Origin of the sequence: Butyrivibrio proteoclasticus P6B7 (assembly GCF_000622085.1) — a bacterium.
GTDB lineage: Bacteria > Bacillota > Clostridia > Lachnospirales > Lachnospiraceae > Butyrivibrio > Butyrivibrio proteoclasticus_A.
On sequence record NZ_JHWL01000002.1, the window covers coordinates 1 to 18003 of the forward strand.

At 43.0% G+C, this 18003-nt stretch carries 15 protein-coding genes; 14 read left to right on the forward strand and 1 reads right to left on the reverse strand.

Annotated elements, in window-relative coordinates; genetic code table 11:
* Nucleotides 1–180 precede the first annotated feature (180 nt).
* The 6 genes from T541_RS0101600 to T541_RS0101625 all read left to right on the forward strand — a co-directional run bounded on the left by T541_RS0101600 (nucleotide 181) and on the right by T541_RS0101625 (nucleotide 5835).
* Entirely contained in the window at nucleotides 181–948 is a 768-nt protein-coding gene (locus T541_RS0101600; protein ID WP_026651046.1) for a nucleoside phosphorylase, read from the forward strand.
* Between the two features lie 394 nt (nucleotides 949–1342).
* On the forward strand, nucleotides 1343–2149 hold the full coding sequence (locus T541_RS0101605) for a class I SAM-dependent methyltransferase (RefSeq protein ID WP_026651047.1): 807 nt from the start codon (nucleotides 1343–1345) through the stop codon (nucleotides 2147–2149).
* Between the two features lie 50 nt (nucleotides 2150–2199).
* Nucleotides 2200–3390, forward strand: a complete 1191-nt coding sequence (locus T541_RS18500; protein WP_051538035.1) for an ABC transporter substrate-binding protein — start codon at nucleotides 2200–2202, stop codon at nucleotides 3388–3390.
* Between the two features lies 1 nt (nucleotide 3391).
* Nucleotides 3392–4465 (forward strand): FecCD family ABC transporter permease, encoded by a 1074-nt coding sequence (locus tag T541_RS0101615; protein WP_026651048.1) that lies wholly within the window; start codon nucleotides 3392–3394, stop codon nucleotides 4463–4465.
* Nucleotides 4462–5214 (forward strand): ABC transporter ATP-binding protein, encoded by a 753-nt coding sequence (locus tag T541_RS0101620; protein WP_026651049.1) that lies wholly within the window; start codon nucleotides 4462–4464, stop codon nucleotides 5212–5214. Before T541_RS0101615 ends, T541_RS0101620 begins: the two co-directional genes overlap by 4 nt.
* Nucleotides 5215–5304: 90 nt before the next feature.
* Nucleotides 5305–5835 carry an FmdE family protein gene (locus T541_RS0101625; RefSeq protein WP_026651050.1) on the forward strand — a complete coding sequence of 177 codons (531 nt, stop codon included), beginning with the start codon at nucleotides 5305–5307 and terminating at the stop codon, nucleotides 5833–5835.
* Nucleotides 5836–5891: 56 nt separating this feature from the next.
* On the opposite strand, the gene T541_RS0101630 is transcribed toward T541_RS0101625, so the two are convergent.
* A complete protein-coding gene (locus T541_RS0101630) occupies nucleotides 5892–6839 on the reverse strand; it encodes a hypothetical protein (RefSeq protein ID WP_026651051.1) in 948 nt (315 codons plus the stop codon).
* 236 nt (nucleotides 6840–7075) lie between these two features.
* Between T541_RS0101630 and rny the strand changes: the two genes are divergently transcribed.
* From rny to T541_RS21785, 8 genes are all read left to right on the forward strand, one after another.
* A complete protein-coding gene (rny, locus tag T541_RS0101635; protein ID WP_026651052.1) occupies nucleotides 7076–8620 on the forward strand; it encodes a ribonuclease Y in 1545 nt (514 codons plus the stop codon).
* Nucleotides 8621–8770: 150 nt separating this feature from the next.
* Entirely contained in the window at nucleotides 8771–9148 is a 378-nt protein-coding gene (locus T541_RS0101640) for a metal-dependent transcriptional regulator (RefSeq protein WP_026651053.1), read from the forward strand.
* Between the two features lie 119 nt (nucleotides 9149–9267).
* The gene (locus T541_RS0101645) at nucleotides 9268–10698 is read left to right on the forward strand and encodes an RsmF rRNA methyltransferase first C-terminal domain-containing protein (RefSeq protein ID WP_026651054.1); all 1431 of its coding nucleotides are present in this window, start codon (nucleotides 9268–9270) and stop codon (nucleotides 10696–10698) included.
* A 55-nt stretch (nucleotides 10699–10753) separates the two neighbouring features.
* Nucleotides 10754–12478, forward strand: coding sequence for an ABC transporter ATP-binding protein (locus T541_RS0101650; protein ID WP_026651055.1), 1725 nt, complete (start codon nucleotides 10754–10756; stop codon nucleotides 12476–12478).
* Entirely contained in the window at nucleotides 12475–14205 is a 1731-nt protein-coding gene (locus T541_RS0101655; RefSeq protein WP_026651056.1) for an ABC transporter ATP-binding protein, read from the forward strand. The genes T541_RS0101650 and T541_RS0101655 overlap by 4 nt, the downstream gene beginning before the upstream one ends.
* A 126-nt stretch (nucleotides 14206–14331) precedes the next feature.
* Entirely contained in the window at nucleotides 14332–15981 is a 1650-nt protein-coding gene (locus tag T541_RS0101660) for a putative manganese-dependent inorganic diphosphatase (protein ID WP_026651057.1), read from the forward strand.
* A 75-nt stretch (nucleotides 15982–16056) separates the two neighbouring features.
* Nucleotides 16057–16359 carry a hypothetical protein gene (locus T541_RS0101665; RefSeq protein WP_026651058.1) on the forward strand — a complete coding sequence of 101 codons (303 nt, stop codon included), beginning with the start codon at nucleotides 16057–16059 and terminating at the stop codon, nucleotides 16357–16359.
* Between the two features lie 113 nt (nucleotides 16360–16472).
* The gene (locus T541_RS21785) at nucleotides 16473–17993 is read left to right on the forward strand and encodes an NUDIX domain-containing protein (RefSeq protein WP_155839444.1); all 1521 of its coding nucleotides are present in this window, start codon (nucleotides 16473–16475) and stop codon (nucleotides 17991–17993) included.
* The last annotated feature ends 10 nt before the right edge of the window (nucleotides 17994–18003 follow it).

Consider the following 18003-nt stretch of genomic DNA (forward strand, 5'->3'; position numbering starts at 1 on the left):
CAAGGCGAATTCATAGAATGCTGACGCATTCTATTTCATCCGTCTTGTCGCCTTATAGGCTGATTCCGATATGTGCCGATTTGTGAGCAAGCTCCCATCGGCCCAATCGGAAATCATCTTGCATGGCTCGTTATATCCGAATTTAATCACACAAATAAATACATTAAGGGAGGCAGCATAGTGATAACAAAGAACGAGATACCAGTACTAGAATACGACGATCACTCATTGGAGGTTATAGCGCCTGATCATGATAGTGAGGGATTGGTGCTACCTAAGAAGTGCCTTGTAGCCTTCCTTGGAGATGTGGTTCAGAAGTATGCTGAGGAAAAGAAAGCCGAGGTTGTGAAAGACTTCATTACTGTTTCTCACATCATAAAGGTTTATGTTTTACACGAGGATGATGAGGATATCTGTCTGGTACAGCCAACAATCGGAGCGCCGGCAGCAGCTTCTCTTGTTGATTTTCTTGTGGCATGTGGATGCGAGAAGGTAATTGCAGTTGGATCATGCGGCGTTTTAGCACAGATGCCGGAGAATGCATTTATAGTTCCGACCAAGGCGCTACGAGATGAAGGGACATCTTACCATTACCTTCCAGCATCTAGATACATTGAGCTTGATGAAGAGCCAATTGCCGCTATTGAAGACTGTTTCAAAACTCACAATCTTCCTTTTGTGACATGCACAACATGGACTACAGACGCATTTTTCAGAGAGACTAAAGACATGGTTAAGTACCGCTTGGAAGAAGGCTGCTCAGTTGTTGAGATGGAGTGCGCAGCCTTGGCGGCAGTTTGCAGGAAACGTGGCGCCAAGTATGGACAATTCCTTTTCACAGCGGATTCCCTTGCCAATGTTCATGAATACGATACAAGAGGATTCGGTTCAGACTCCCATGAGAAGGCACTGCTACTTGGAATAGATGTGTTGAAGCACTATAACTGAACATAACAACGAGGACTAGCATGAAGACAATTTACGACAGCCTCGTAGCAGATGGGGGTATCACTAATTTTAGATAAACTAAAAGCTCTTGGATACAAGGACATACAAACTCTTATGTTCCCAGCCTTTTTCCCACCAAAGGATATAGAAGAAGTCGATTGGTACACAATATTTGCGAGGAAATAAATCATGGATGTAGTAATTAACCCACTTAAGGGGATTGCCAATCTGTAAGCTGGTATAAGAGCCCAAAAACACAAAAACACAAAAACACAAAAACAACCCCCTAGGGGGCTTACGCACGCATTTTTACAATGATATACTTCGATTATTACAGAAACAAGCTGCACTTAGATAATAGCGCAGCTTGTTTTATGCATGTATTGGGGGATATATGAATCTAGAGCAGATTAAAGAAGCGTGGAAAATGCGTGAGGGGAACGTAGAAGCTGAGATTGCTGCATGGGACAGCACTGCAGAGGAATACCTTTACGAGAAAAAGAACAATTTCAAAGAAGATCCATTTCTTAAATTCATGGCTGAAAAGATTCAGCTTGATAAATCTATGGAAACACTGGATGTTGGCTGCGGAGCAGGAGCTTACTCAGTAGAACTTGCTTCTAAGGTGGCTAAGGCTGATGGCGTCGACTTATCGCCTCGTATGGTGGAGCTTGGAAATGCCTATGCCAAAGAGCACAACATTCAGAATCTACACTTAAGTGTCAGTAACTGGCACACCTGTGACATTTCACCTATTAAAAAGAAATATGACGTGGTCTTTGCCCACACAACCCCTGCTGTAGCAGATTACAGTACCCTCGTTAAAATGTGCGAGGTATCAAAAGGCGCGTGCTTTCTGTGTAAGCCTGCAAGGCGCACAGACAAAGTCTTTGATGAGATTAAGCATATCGCTGGCGTAACAGAGAGGATAGGAGTAGATGACTCTGTGGCCTACGCCTTTGATACCCTTTGGGGACTGGGCTATAACCCAGAAATTTCCTATGCCAAGACTGTATGGCTTCCCAAGAAGACACTTAAGGAAGCAGAGGACTGGTTCATTGGAAGACTTAAGGGCTACTACGAACCAGCAGATGAGACCATAGATAAGGTAAAAGAGTACCTTAATTCAATTGCAGTTGATGGCTATGTCAATGAACGCATCGATACAACGCTTGTAAACATCTATTGGCGCGTAGATTAAGTAAATAACCTGTAGAAATTATCAGGTTCAAATATGGAGGGAGAAAAAGTATGAAACTCAAAACAAAAGTACAGGCTGTAGCACTTTCTGTGTTCATGGCCGCACAGATCTTAACGGGATGCGGAAGTGCAAATCAGACAACACAGGCATCTGCAGATGCAACCGCTAATCAGGAAGTTCTTACTGGTGAAAGAGATGACGCTGCATCAGAAACATCTGCAAACGTAACAGTTACAGAATCAGGAACACGCATCGTAACTGATGTATTTGGTCGTGAAGTAGAGATTCCAGCAGAGGTTAACACCTGCGCAGCGCTTGGTAGCGCAGCTCGTCTTATCACTTATGCTGGTGGCGTAGAGAAGATCATTGGTTGTACAGAAATGGAGCTTAAGGGTGCTCCAGGAATGCCTTTCGCATATGCTAACAAAGATCACTTTGCTGCATGTACAGCTGTAGCTTCAGGCGGAAGCGGAAACGCAGACTATGCTGAGGCACTTATTGAGCTGGCTCCAGACGTTGTCTTTTACCAGGATTCAGACACAGTAGCTATCGAAGATCTTGCTCAGAAGACAGGTCTTCCAATCATCGGCGTATATGGTGATGCTTTCAATTCTCACTATCTTACAGATTCAATTTCACTTATTGGTGAAGTTCTTGGCTGCAAGGATCATTCAGACGTAGTAGTTGATGCTATCAATGGCTGGGTAAAAGATCTTAATGACAGAACTAAGGATATCCCAGAAGACCAGAAGCCAACTGTATATCCAGGTGCTGTAAGCTGGAGTGGTGGCCATGGCTTTACAGGAACATACGCAGGCTACGCACCACTTGAAGCAATCAACGCTATCAACCTTTCAGATACACTTGATGCAGAAGATGGATTTGAAGTAAGCATGGAGCAGATCCTTGACTGGGATCCAGACATCATCTTCCTTAACCCAAGTAACATGGAACTTGTTAATGAAGACTATGCTTCAAATGGCAGTGCTATCGACAGCTTAACAGCGGTAAAAGAGGGTAAGGTATATTCACAGGTTAACTTCAACTACTACTGGTGCAACATGGAGCTTGCAATCGTAGACTCTTACTACGCTGGATCAATCATCTATCCAGAAGCCTTTGCTGATGTTAACTTCGAAGAAAAAGCTGAAGAAATCTTCAACGTAATGATCGGAATGGATTATCTTGATGTTCTTAACGAGAATAATATGGGATTTGGCCAGATGACCATCGGTGAGTAATATGGATAAATCAGACATCAAAGACACTCAGGACTATCGCGCCTTTATAGGTAGGAAACGAATATTTATCGCAGTACTTTTTGTGCTTACTGTTGTGACATTTCTTTTGGCAATTGCCCTTGGATCATCAACAGTTCCACTAAACAGGGTACTGGCTACGCTTTTTGGAAAGGGCGCAGATAAAGAAAATATCATAATTCTTAACCTTCGTCTTCCGAGGGCGGTAACAGCAATACTTGCAGGCTTTGGTCTTGGAATAGTTGGATGTGTTATGCAGGGGATTCTTCGTAATCCCCTTGCTTCAGCATCTACCATAGGTGTTTCCCAGGGAGCTGCCTTTGGCGCAGCCTTTGCCATTATCGTCTTAGGTGGCGGACTTATGTCAGCCAGCACACAGGGAGCTCAGCTTAGTGTTAACAATCCCGCTGTCACAACCCTTTGTGCCTTTGCCTTTTCAATGGTATCAACTCTGTTCATAGTTCTTTTATCAAGGTTCCAGCAGCTGGAGGCAGGAACACTTCTGTTATCCGGTGTTGCTCTTAGCTCGCTGTTCTCTGCAGGAACAACGCTCCTTGAGTACTTCGCTGATGATGTGAGAGTAGCGGCTGTTGTGTACTGGACCTTTGGAGACCTTGGCAGTACCTTCTGGAAGGACATTGCCATAATCGCAGTGGTTGTCCTTCTTGTCAGCATTTACTTTGCCTTTAACTGCTGGAATTACAATGCTATGCAGGGTGGAGAAAATACTGCTAAGGGACTTGGCGTAAACACCAGACACGTTCTTATTATGGGAATGGTAATGTGCTCCTTTGCAGCATCTACCATCGTTTCCTTTGTGGGAATCATTAACTTTGTGGGACTGATTGCGCCTCACCTGGTTCGCAAGTTTGTTGGAACAGATTATAGATTTCTTTTGCCTGCATCGGGTCTGGCTGGAGCGATACTACTGCTTCTTAGTGACACCGTTGCAAGGCTTGTGATCGCACCAATCGTTCTTCCAATCGGTGCTATTACTTCAGTTCTCGGCGCACCAATGTTTTTATGGATCATTTTCAAAGGCAGGTGGAAAAGATGATAAATACTAAATGTGTTAGCTTTTCTTATCGCGGAATGGATGCGGTACTTAGGAATATCACTGTTCACGAGGGGGCTGGGCACTGCCTTGCACTTCTTGGAAATAATGGCGCAGGAAAGAGCACCTTTCTAAAGTGTCTTAACCGCATTCTGCCTGCAAAGGACGGTGTTATCGAGGTTGACGGCATCAATGTTAAGAATGCTGCCAGATGCGATATCGCTAAGCGTATGGCCTATGTTGAACAGCATACCCACGCTGAAAGGCTCACGGTTTATGATACAGTTCTTTTGGGTCGCAAGCCTCACATTAAGTTTGCGCCAACTGACGAGGACTACAAGATTGTGGAGGCGGCAATAGAGCGTATGCATTTAAAAAAGCTGTCTCTAAGATATGTAGACGAGCTGTCAGGCGGAGAACTTCAAAAGGTTGCGCTGGCAAGAGCCCTTGCTCAGCAGCCAAGAGTTCTTTTACTGGATGAGCCTACAGCCAGCCTTGATCTGTGCAATCAGCACGAGGTTATGAAGGTGGTTTCTGACATTGCCCATCAGGACAACATTCTGGTGGTGGTAGTTATTCATGACCTTAACCTTGCCCTTAAATACTGTGACAGATTCATGCTGATCAGTGATGGCGAGGTTTACAGCTATGGAGATAGCTCCACAGTGACAGAGAAGGCAATATCAGAGGTATACGGAGTGGACACCACCGTTGCAGATATAAACGGCAACAAGGTTGTGGTGGTCTGCTGATAGCCAGAATGGGAATATAGCAATTGATTACTGAAATAGATAATAGACTAGCATAAGTTTGTCTAAGAAGATGCTAATTAGGAGATTGATATGATCAAATCAGAATTATGGGATAAGGCAGCTGCCTTTCACGGCCACGTTTGCGGAGGTCTTACAATAGGCTATCAGGCTGCTATATATGCAATTAAGCTTTTAGATTTTAAGTTTTCAGAGGATGAGGATGTTGTCTGCATTTCAGAGAATGATGCCTGCGGAGTTGATGCTATTCAGGTGGTTCTTGGATGCAGCGTAGGAAAGGGAAATCTCCTTTTCCATATGAGAGGAAAGCAGGCCTTTTCCTTCTACAACCGCACAACTGGTAAGTCTGTGCGCCTTGTACTTAAGGAAAGACCACGTGAGATGACCCGGGAAGAATCCTTTGAGTATTACCAGAACTGCGAGCCAGAGGATATGTTTGAGGTAAAAGAAACCACAATAGAGCTTCCAGAAAATGCCCGAATCTTTGCCTCTGCCAAGTGCGAGAACTGCGGCGAAGTAACAGGAGAGAAGTGGCTGCGCCTTGTTGGCGGTAAGAAGCTTTGCCTTGACTGTACTCCTAAATACGACAGATTCAATGTATAAGAAAAAGCCCTTGGACTTATCAGGAGTCCGGGGGCTTTATTATGACAGCTCTTTTATCAATGTTTAAATGTGAATTCGTAGGTCTGACCCTGCTCAAAGACTGATCCATCAGATTCAGTAACATAGAAGGATGCACCAAGTGCGAAATGATCGATTGTTCCGCTAACGCTGTCGTCATCACTAGTAAAATCTATTGCGTCGCTGTATTCCTCGTCAGTTCCTTCGTTGACGAATCCAAAGCCATGAATCTCATCCTGGCCAGAAAGCTTGATGAAGACTTCATAGGAGCCATTTTCCATGCTGTCTGTGATGATAAGGTACTCATCTGTGGTGTAGTCACCGTAATAGCCGCAGGCATCTGATGAAGGAAGTGAGAATGTCACTTCACCATTTATATCAGCCAGAGTGCTTGCCAGTGTGAAGGCTTCCTCTCTGTAGCGCATAGCCTTGTTGTACTGGAACATTGATGGATATATTGTACCTTCTTTGTAGGTGGCACTCATTCTTTCTGCCATGGTATCAACATATTCATTTAATTTATTATTTTCCTCTTCAAGGTATTCAGGATCCTGACTTACCTCTTTAAGTCTTTCAAAAAGGCTTTCTACCTCGGTCTTCCATACCAGAGTGCCCCATACACTGAGCTCGTTCATTTCTGTCTGTGATGAAGATGCTGCAACATAAGCTTCGTATTTAAGGAATAATTCTTCCACACCAAGGAGCTCATCACTAAGAGAATTCTCGTTGGCCGTTACATTTTCTGCAATCTCCGCAATGATCTGCTCTGTGTAATCCTGGCCTCCAGCGTAGGAAACATCACTTGAAGCTTCGTCGGATTCATCCACGGAAGCTTCTGTTCCAGCACTTTCAGTATTTGAACTATCTTCGCTTGTGGAATCAACTAGATCACCAGGAAGAACAGGAGCCTGGTTACTTGGACCCATTGAACAGCCACTTAACACGATAGTTGTGGCCATAATTAACATGATCAATTTATTTTTCATTTAATCAAACCTCCATCAAAAAAATATTTTGTGATTATAACATGCTAACTTGGAAAGGGCAAATTTAAGCCATTTATCGCAGGTAATAAAAAATGTAATCCATTCCTATTGCCTTGACACTGTAATTTATAAAAGTTAAAATTATAGTGTTGTAAAATTGTATCCAAGTGTGCATTTTTATAGGCCACTATACAAAATATTGTACAATGAAAACTTAATAAGGAGGTGCTCCTGTAATGACCTATGTTGTTATTGGAATAGTAGCAGCTCTTGTCGCTTTTATTGCAGCGTGGTTTATTTCAACGGCTTATCAAAAGAAGATAACTGAGGGGAAAATCGGTAGTGCAGAAGAAAGGGCAAGAAAGATTATTGACGAAGCACTCAAATCTGCCGAAGAAACAAAGCGTGAGAAGCTCCTTGAGGTAAAAGAGGAAGCGTTAAAGACACGTAATGATCTCGAGAAGGAAGTTAAGGACCGCAGAAATGAGGTTCAGCGTACTGAGAGAAGAATTCAGCAGAAAGAGGAAAACGTCGAAAAGAGATCCGAAGCGATCGAAAGAAAAGAGCAGAGCTTAAATGCCCGTGAAGAGGCACTTAGCAAAAAGAGTGAAGAGGTTGCTAAGCTTAATGAACAGAGGATACAGGAACTTGAAAAAATCTCTGGCTTAACCTCCGAGCAGGCAAAAGAGTATCTTTTAAAGATTGTGGAAGATGATGTAAAGCACGAATCAGCAGTCATGATCAAGAACATGGAAGCTGAGGCGAAGGAAGAAGCTGATAAGAGGGCTAAAGAAATCGTAGTTAACGCCATCCAAAGATGTGCAGCAGATCACGTATCTGAGACCACTATTTCTGTAGTTCAGCTTCCAAATGATGAAATGAAGGGCAGAATCATTGGTAGAGAGGGACGTAACATCAGAACCCTTGAGACAATGACTGGTGTAGATCTTATCATTGATGATACACCAGAAGCTGTTGTCATTTCTGGTTTCGATCCTATACGTCGTGAGGTAGCACGTATAGCACTTGAGAAGCTCATTGTTGATGGAAGAATTCATCCAGCAAGAATTGAGGAAATGGTTGAGAAAGCGCAGAAAGAAGTTGCTGCGAAGATCAAAGAGGAAGGTGAGAATGCAGCTATCGAGGCTGGTGTTCATGGCCTTCATCCTGAAGTAATCAAGATTCTTGGACGAATGAAGTTCAGAACAAGTTACGGACAGAACTGTTTGAAGCATTCTGTAGAGGTTGCACAGCTTTGTGGACTTTTAGCATCTGAGCTTGGCCTCGATGTTAGAGTAGCAAAGAGAGCAGGTCTTTTACATGATATTGGTAAGGCTGTTGACCATGAACTTGAGGGTTCACACATTCAGCTTGGTGTAGATATCTGTAAGAAGTACAAGGAATCTCAGATCGTTATCAACGCAGTTGAGGCTCACCACGGTGACGTAGAGCCACAGTCACTTATAGCTGTTCTTGTACAGGCAGCTGACACAATTTCTTCCGCTAGACCTGGTGCTAGACGCGAAACACTTGAAACTTACACATCCAGACTTAAAGAACTCGAAGATATTACTAATAGCTTTAAGGGTGTTGATCACTCCTTTGCTATTCAGGCCGGCCGTGAAGTTAGAGTAATGGTAGTTCCTGAGCAGGTTTCTGATGCAGACATGGTTCTTATGGCTCGCGATATTGCTAAGAAGATCGAGGATGAAATGGAATATCCTGGTCAGATCAAGGTTAATATCATTAGAGAGAGCAGAGCAACCGATTACGCTAAGTAATCACCATTCTGCTGATTACAACGAAAATGTAGTGGAGAGGCAATCCTATCAAATTGATGGGATTGCCTCTTTTTGCGTTTTATGGGTTGCCAAAATCTCTTTTGCACAATAGAATTATAGTATTGAAGGTATAAGAAAAGGGGACAAGTGATGCACGAATCAGGTGAAGACTACATCGAAACTATATACATTCTTAAGAAGAGAAACGGTTCAGTTCGTTCAATAGACGTGGCTAATGAGCTTGGATTCTCAAGACCAAGTGTTTCAAGGGCTGTTGGAATCCTTAAGGATCAAGGCCTTTTAGTGGTTGAAGGTAATGGTGATCTGGTTCTTACTGAGGAAGGTCTTAAGACCGCTAAGGCCGTTTATGCTAAGCATACGAATCTTACTAAGTTCCTTATGCTTACAGCTGGTGTCAGCGAAGAAATCGCTGAGGAAGATGCCTGCAGGATTGAACATATCATTAGTCCTGAGACCTTTAAGGGCATTAAGAAATATCTTAAGAATAATGGCAAAATTGAAGAATAATTGAATTGCTGATATTATTGTATGGGGTTATCACATGTGTGGTAGCCTCATATTTTTCTTAGATATATGAAATCTATTAATTGTGCAATATCACATTTATCTATCAGGAAAGACATATTATGTTACCAGAACAATTCAAAGAAAGAATGAGACAGTCTCTTGGAGACGATGAATACAATAAGTTTATAGAAAGCTTTGATACTGACAAAAGATATCATGGCCTTCGTTTTAATGCGCTTAAGTCTGGCCATGTAAAAGAGATATTCTCCTTAACCGAGACTATCCCTTGGGAGCCAAACGGCTACTATTACGAAGACGACGTAGCTCCTGGTAAGCACCCTTATCACGAGGCAGGCCTTTACTATATTCAGGAGCCAAGTGCAATGGCGCCAGTTCACTTCCTGGATCCACAGCCAGGGGACCGAACCCTGGATCTTTGCGCAGCTCCAGGAGGTAAGACCACGCAGATAGCTTCTGGTATGAAGGGTCAGGGAATCCTTATTACCAATGAGATAAACAGGGACAGATCCAAGATCCTCTCTCTAAATGTAGAACGTATGGGCATTGGAAATGCCATGGTTCTCAACGAGGACTCAGGGCATCTAGCAGAGGTGTTCTCCGGCTACTTCACCAAGATCTTAGTTGATGCCCCATGCTCTGGCGAGGGAATGTTTAGAAAGAATGACAACGCGGCAGATGAGTGGAGCCCAGAAAATGTGGTAAACTGCGCTGAACGTCAGAAGGAGATCCTTGATAACGCAGCCAACATGCTTCTTCCGGGAGGCCGCCTTGTATATTCAACCTGTACCTTTGCTCCTGCAGAGAATGAGGAGCAGATTCTCAGGTTCTTATTTGATCACGAGGACTTCCATGTAAAAGAAATAGAGCTTACAGGCGGCATGGAGAATGGTCGTACAGATTTTATTTCAAAAGAGCTTATTGATGAGCTTTCAGCTATCTCCAAGGATAAGCTTGATAAAGCTATGGAGGGCGTTAAGAATACAGTAAGACTCTGGCCTCACAAGGTTAAGGGCGAGGGTCATTTCCTTTGCGTCTTGGAGCGAGAAGGAGAACTGGTTACCAGTGCTCATGGCTATGTTCCTGGTGGCCGTGTCAGGGAAGCTAAGCCAGAACAGGTTAAGCCTTTCAAGGAATTTGCAAAAGAACTAAATCTTACAAGGGAGCTTAAAGGCACATACTTTATGTTTGGAGATCAGCTCTATCTTGCAATGCCTGATATGCCTTCAATTGCAGGACTTAAGGTACAAAGACCAGGACTTCACCTTGGTACAATTAAGAAGGATAGATTTGAGCCTTCCCATGCACTGGCTCTTTTCCTTAATAAATCAGAAGTTAAGAATTCCTATGACATTTCTTCCGATTCACAGGATATTCAGAGCTTCCTTAATGGACAGACCCTTAGAGTAGAAGACAGGTCTTTAAAGGGATGGACCCTTGTAACCTGTGATGGTTACAGCATTGGCTGGTGCAAGGCTAGCAACGGAGTTCTTAAGAACCACTATCCAAAGGGACTTCGAATAAACTATTGATCTACATGATTGGCAATAATTAGGCGACAATATATTAATTAGACAGGATGATACTTTGAAAAAACTACTTGTATATCTTAAAAACTACAGATTAGAAACGGTATTAGGGCCTCTGTTTAAGCTTTTAGAGGCTTCCTTTGAGCTGATGGTTCCTTTCGTCATCAAGGCTATAGTTGACGTGGGAATCAAGAACGGCGATAAGGCGTATGTTATCAAGGAGTGCATTATACTAGTGCTTCTTTGTCTTGTGGGCTATGTATCTGCTGTAACAGCTCAGTATTTTGCAGCTAAGGCTGCCACTGGATTTGCCAGGGATACCAAGAAAGCTCTTTTTGACAACATCCAGAAGCTTTCCTATGCAGATATCGACAAGATCGGCACATCTGCCATGATAACCAGAATGACCACTGACATGAACCAGGTTCAGCAGGGCGTCAACATGACTATAAGACTTCTTCTTCGTTCACCTTTTGTTGTGTTTGGTGCTATGGTCATGGCCTTTATCATCGACCCAAGAACAGCGCTGATCTTCCTTATTACCATAGTTCTTTTGACCTTTGTTGTTGTATCTATTACAGCCTGGAGCATTCCTAGATATGAAAAGATCCAGAGCCGTCTTGATGTGCTTCTTAGACTCACAAGAGAGAACCACACAGGTCTTCGTGTTATCAGAGCCTTTGGCCTTGAGGGTGAGGAAAAAGATAAATTCAATGACAAGAACAATGCTCTGATGAAGCTTCAGAAGTTTGTTGGCTCCATCACAGCCCTTATGAATCCTGTGACTTATGCTATTCTCAACCTTTCAGTTGCGTACCTGATCTACAAGGGCGCAGTTCATGTAAGCCACGGCGAGCTTACTCAGGGTTCAGTAATAGCTCTTTATAACCTTATGATGCAGATCCTGGTTGAGCTTATTAAGCTGGCTAATCTTGTTATTACAATGACTAAGGCAATTGCTTCCGGCAACAGAGTTCAGGAACTTATGGAGCTTAAGTCATCAATGGAGGATGGCAAGGTAACTGAGTTTAAAAGAGCTGAAAACCATGTGGAGTTTAAGAATGTTTCCATGCGCTATTATGGGGACAGTGAGAACTGCTTAAGTAATGTGACTTTTACTGCTAAGCGCGGTGAGAAGATTGGTGTTATCGGCGGAACAGGAAGTGGAAAGACTTCACTTATTAACCTCATTCCAAGGTTCTATGATGTCTATGAGGGTACTGTCCTTGTGGATGGAAGGGATGTTAAGGAATACAATCTTGAAGCCTTTAGAGAGAGAATTGGCGTGGTGCCTCAGAAGGCAGTTCTTTTCCATGGAACTATCAGAGACAACATGAAGTGGGGTAAGGATGACGCCACTGATGAAGAAATCTATGAGGCTCTTGATATTGCCCAGGCCAGGGCGGTTGTTGATGAGAAGGAAGGCGGCCTTGACTACGTGGTAGCTCAGGGAGGTAAGAACTTCTCAGGCGGTCAGAAGCAGAGACTTACTATTGCCAGGGCTCTTGTTAGAAAGCCTGAGATCCTTATCCTGGATGACAGTGCTTCAGCACTGGATTATCTTACAGATAAGAATCTTAGAAATGCCATAGCAAATATGGATAATCCGCCAACCACGTTTATTGTGTCCCAGAGAACTTCTGCAGTTATTAACTGCGACAAGATAATTGTGCTTGATAATGGCGAAGTGGCTGGTATTGGTAGCCACGATGAGCTTATGAATACATGCGACCTCTACAAAGAGATCTATGATTCTCAGTTTAAGAAGGAGGGAGCAGTATGAAAAAGGGAACACTTAAGAAAGTACTTAAATACGCAGGCCGCTACAAGGGACTGATATTCCTTTCAATGATGCTTGCTGTTTTGACAGCTCTTTTGTCATTATATGTACCTGTGCTTGCAGGTAATGCCATTAACTGCATTGTAGATAAGGGCAACGTTGATTTTGAGAAGATTACTGTTATTCTCCTCCAGATGGTGGTTGTTATTGCGGTGATTGTGGTCAGCCAGTGGATCATGAACAAGGCTAATAATAAGATCACCTTCCAGGTTGTAAGGGATGTTCGTAAGGAGGCCTTTGAAAAGCTTCAGATTCTTCCTTTCGACTATCTTGATACCAAGCAGACTGGAGATATTGTAAGTAGGATTATTTCCGATGTAGACCTGTTTTCTGATGGTCTTTTGATGGGCTTTACACAACTCTTTACCGGAATTGTGACTATACTTGGAACCCTGATATATATGTTCATCCTGAACTTCAGGATTGCCATTGTGGTTGTGGTATTAACACCACTTTCACTGTTCGTTGCCAAGTTTATTGCCAGCAAGTCCTTTAATCTGTTCAAGGCTCAGAGCCAGGCCCGTTCTGATCAGACAGCCTTTGTAGATGAGATGATCGGCAATCTGTCTGTTGTTAAGGCCTTTGCCCATGAAGATGAGAACATGGAAGTGTTTGGTGAGATCAATGACAGACTTGCAGATAGCAGCGTAAAGGCAACGTTTTTCTCATCACTTACTAATCCAAGTACAAGATTTGTTAATAACCTGGTTTATGCCAGTGTAGCTCTTTTTGGAGCTTTCTCCTGCATTGCAGGTAATATGTCAATTGGCGGACTTACTATTTTCTTAAGCTACGCCAATCAGTACACTAAGCCTTTTAATGAGATTTCAGGCGTTGTAACAGAGCTTCAGAACGCCCTGGTCTGCGCTGAGAGAGTATTTGCTCTTATTGAGGAAAAGCCAGAGCCAAGGGATAACAAGGCTGCTCCTTTGAGCTTTGAAGCCCAGGGACAGATTGTTATTGACGATGTTTCATTCTCTTATGATAAAAGTAAGAAGCTCATTGAGGATCTTAACCTTGATATTAAGAAGGGCCAGAGAGTTGCCATTGTTGGACCAACTGGTAGTGGTAAGAGTACACTTATTAACCTTCTGATGCGTTTCTATGACGTGGATAAGGGTTCCATTAAGATTGATGGGTATGACCTTAGAGATCTTAAGAGAAAAGATATAAGAGATAACTTTGGAATGGTGCTTCAGGAGACATGGCTACGTAATGGCACCGTTAGAGATAATATCACCCTTGGAAGAGAGGGCTTTACAGACGAAGAGATCATAGAGGCTGCCAAGGCATCCCATGCCCATAACTTTATTATGAGGCTTTCAGATGGCTATGATACCGTTATTTCAGAGAACGGCGGCAATCTCTCTCAGGGTCAGAAGCAGCTTCTTTGCATCACAAGAGTAATGCTTCATATTCCACCTATGCTGATCCTGGATGAGGCTACATCATCAATTGATACTAGCACTGAGATCAGGATTCAGAAGGCCTTTAATAAGATGATGGCTGGAAGAACAAGCTTTATCGTAGCTCACAGACTCTCAACTATTAGAGAGGCTGACGTGATCCTTGTTATGAAGGATGGTCATATTCTTGAACAGGGCAATCACGAAGCGCTGCTTGAGAAGAAGGGCTTCTACTACGACCTTTACAACAGTCAGTTTGCCTGATAGACTTTATGTCTGCAAATATTTTGAAAAGTGTAGAAAAGATACATATAAATGCGTTAATATGGTATAAGATGGTAAAAGATAATTCGTTTTTCACCATGGTTACTACCATGCAAAGGAGTTAAATTGGAAAACAATATAAAAAGACCCGTAATCGTAATGGGTCACAAGAACCCTGATACTGATTCAATCTGCGCAGCAATCTGCTATGCGCATCTTAAGAATGAAATAACAGATGGCAATTACATCGCCTGCAGAGCTGGCCACCTTAATGAGGAGACACAGTTCGTATTGTCTCACTTTGGAGTTGACGTTCCTGCCTATGTTAAGGACGTTAGAACTCAGGTAAGAGATATGGAGATCAGAATGCTTGATGGAACAAGCAGAAAGCTGTCTTTAAAGAATGCCTGGTCCAAGATGAGAGATGCTAAGGTAGTTACTCTTTGCGTAACCAAGGACGATGAGCTTGAAGGTATCGTTACAACCAACGATATCGTTGAGACCTACATGGACGTTATCGATCCTAAGATCCTTTCAGAGGCTAAGACCAGCTACCGCAACATTGTTGAGACCCTTGATGGTGAGCTTATTGTTGGTGAGATCGACGATATCCTTGAAAAGGGTAAGGTTGTTATTGCAGCTGCTAATCCAGATATGATGGAGAATGTTATCGAAGAGGGTGACGTTGTTATCCTTGGTAACCGTTATGATATGCAGCTTTGTGCTATTGAGATGAACGCTGGATGTATCATTGTCTGCGAGGGCGCTGACGTTGCCAAGACTATTCAGACTCAGGCTAGAGAGCATGGCACCAAGATTATCACATCACCTCATGATACCTTCATTGTTGCAAGACTTATCAACCAGTCAATGCCAATTGAACATGTAATGAGGAGCGACAATCTAGTTGCTTTCCATATGGATGATTACATCGAGGATATTCAGGATGTAATGGCTCAGATGAGACACAGATACTTCCCAGTCCTTGATAAGGATGATCACTACATCGGTATGATCAGCCGAAGAAACTTCCTGGGTGCCAAGAAGAAACAGCTTATTCTCGTGGACCACAATGAGAAGAACCAGGCAGTTAACGGTGCTGACAGTGCAGAGATTCTTGAGATTATTGACCACCACAGACTTCGTACTATTGAGACTGCTGGCCCGGTGTTCTTTAGAAATCAGCCTCTTGGCTCAACATGTACTATCATCTACCTTATGTACAAGGAATATCAGGTTGAGATCAATAAGACTATTGCTGGCCTTTTACTTGCAGCTATTCTTTCAGATACTCTTATGTTCAGATCGCCAACCTGCACTAAGATAGATAAGAAGGCCGGTGAAGACCTGGCACAGATTGCTGGCGTTGACTTTGAAGCCTTTGCAAAAGAGATGTTCCATGCAGGATCAAATCTCTCAGGAAAGAGTGCTACTGAGATCCTTCATCAGGATTTCAAGAAGTTCACAGTTGATGATCTTACAATTGGTATCGGCCAGATCAATTCTATGAGCGGAGAAGAGCTTCAGGAGATCAAGGAGCGAATCACTCCTGAGCTTGAAAAGGTAGCAAACGAGGACGGGCTTGATATGTTGTTCTTCATGCTTACCAATATTATTGAAGAGTCTTCTGAAGTGGTATTTGCTGGAGCTAAGGCTGAGCACACACTTGGTCAGGCCTTTGGCGTTAATATCACCGGTGACTGTGCTAAGCTTCCTGGAGTTGTATCTCGTAAGAAGCAGCTCCTTCCTAGCATTGTAGAGACTATTCAGCAGTAAAAAGAAATATGTTTGTAGCATAGACAAGAAGTAGTTAAACAGAATTAATTCATTAATGATCGTGGGGGTTATTGTATGGATGAACTTAGAATGAAACTGCTACATGAAATAATGGGAATCTATGGACCTAATCAGGGTCAGAGTATCGGTGCTGTTATTATTCCGGCTTTTCTTGAGGACTTTAAAGAGGTCCTTGATAAGGCTGAGGATGCCGATGAGGTGTCAGAGGAATACATGACAGAGGATAAGAGAATTCACCTTATACTTACAGGACGAAAGGCTCTTTCTAAGGATGGCTATAAGACCTTTGTTACAGATGCATCCTTTAATGATAAAGAGCTGTTTGATCCTTTTAAAGATACTAAGATAAGGTTATAAAAAGCCATATTAATGGCAAATAATAGTCTGACAAGAAAATAGTTGTGAGATATAATGAGTTGTAGTTTGCTTAGCAGATTACAGCTCATTTTTTATCTTTTTAGGAGGATATTATGCCATATTTATTTACACATTTTACCAGTGATGATCACGATAATGAGAATATATACTTTGCCTTAAGCTATGACGGCCTTCACTATAGAGACCTTGGAAGTAAGGTTCCTGCCATTAAGACAGATAAAGGCTCAAAGGGAATAAGAGATCCTTTCATGGTCTATGATGAGAAGCTAAAGAAGTACTTTATCATAGCAACAGATCTTAACACATCAGATGGAGACTGGGAGAGAGCATCAAGCAGGGGAAGCAGATTCCTGTTTGTATTTGAATCCCAGGACCTTTGTAACTGGTCAGAAGCCTATATGGCAGAGGTTGGAATTGAAGGCGCAGGCTGTGTATGGGCTCCAGAAGCTGTTTACTGCAGAGAAAAGGAGGCCTGGTTTGTGTTCTTTGCTTCCAACGTTCAGGAGGATGGTGAAAAGGGCCGTAAGCAGAGAGTCTATGGCACCTTTACCAAGGACTTTAAGAATTTTTCAGAAACTTTTAAATACATGGAAAGCGAAACTAACGTTATAGATACAGATATTGTCTATGAGGATGGCTATTACTATCGTTTCTCCAAGGATGAGACCAACAAGGTGATAATTCTTGAAAGAAGTAAGAACCTTGTGGATGGACCCTTTGAGGAGGTTAAGTCAGCTTTTTTATCAGAGCTTTATGGAGTGGAGGGGCCAGAGGCTTACTATATTGAGGAGCAAAAGAAATGGTGCCTTATCGTTGATCAGTATGCAGGCAACAAGGGATATCTGCCACTTCTTTGTGAGGACCTTTCTACTGGAGAGTTTGAGCATATTGATGATTCTGAGTATGACCTTGGACAGCGTAAAAAGCGCCATGGCGGAATCCTTAAGATCTCAGAGGAAGAAGCTGACAGAATGGTAGAGCATTACTGCTATAGCGATGAGAAGGATCTTGATAGCCTCATGTGGGAAGCTAGCAAGGTAGAGCATGTGGTTCAGGATGAGTGGATTGATTTCAGGCAGTGCCTTTATAAGCTGCCTAATGGGGAGGAGATTGGGCCTGTTTACAACTATTCCAAGCACAGCTTCTCACTTATTGTGGCAACAGATGAAGAGGGCAGATATATCTGCGTTAAGCAGTATCGTCATGGTATAGATTCCATCACAACCGAGTTCCCAGCTGGTGGCATTGAGTATAAGGAGAAGGACTCTCATGAGCCTATTAATTACTCGAATATCATTTCCAGCGAGGACATTGCCTTTAAGGCTGCCAAGAGGGAGCTTAAGGAGGAGACTGGCTATGTATCAGAGGAGTGGAAGCATCTTCTGACTGTGCCTGCCAATGCAACTCTCTCCAACAGCAATGTTCACATCTTCTTCGCAGGCAATTGCAAGAAGATCACAGATCAGAAGCTGGACGACACAGAATTCCTAAACGTAGAGCTTATCACCGAGGAAGAACTCCGCCAGCGCATGTTTGGCGGCGACTTTAAGCAGTCCCTCCACATCCTCGCCTACTACCTCAGCAAAGAAGTCAAAGAGAACCGTCCCCAATGACTCCATCTCA